This is a genomic window from Streptococcus pseudopneumoniae (genome assembly GCF_038148935.1).
GTDB classification, from domain to species: domain Bacteria; phylum Bacillota; class Bacilli; order Lactobacillales; family Streptococcaceae; genus Streptococcus; species Streptococcus pseudopneumoniae_U.
This window is the reverse complement of sequence record NZ_JBBJZX010000265.1, coordinates 1-256: the sequence shown is the minus strand read 5'-3', so window position 1 is coordinate 256 and position 256 is coordinate 1. Positions and strand designations below refer to the sequence as shown.

General features: G+C 38.3%; 1 protein-coding gene. It reads right to left on the bottom strand.

Annotated elements, in window-relative coordinates; all coding sequences use genetic code 11:
* The coding region (locus WKI42_RS10905; RefSeq protein WP_368081923.1) for an LPXTG cell wall anchor domain-containing protein at positions 1-256 on the bottom strand (256 nt) is incomplete at both ends.

Sequence of the window (256 nt, the reverse complement as noted above, 5' to 3'; positions counted from 1 at the left end):
TAGCATACCAAGAAGTCCTAGAGATGCAAGAGTCGCATTTGATTCTGTTCCTGTATTTGGTAATACATTTTGAGAATCATTTGACTTAGTTTCATTATCACTATCACTAACATCTGTAGTATCTTCATGATTTGCATTCGGAGTAACTGCATCTGGAATTGGAGTTGTTGGTGCAAGTGTATCTTGACCAGAATCTCCATTAGTAGCAGGTGTGACTGGTATTTCTACCTTAGTTCCTGGTTTGCCTGTTAACTCT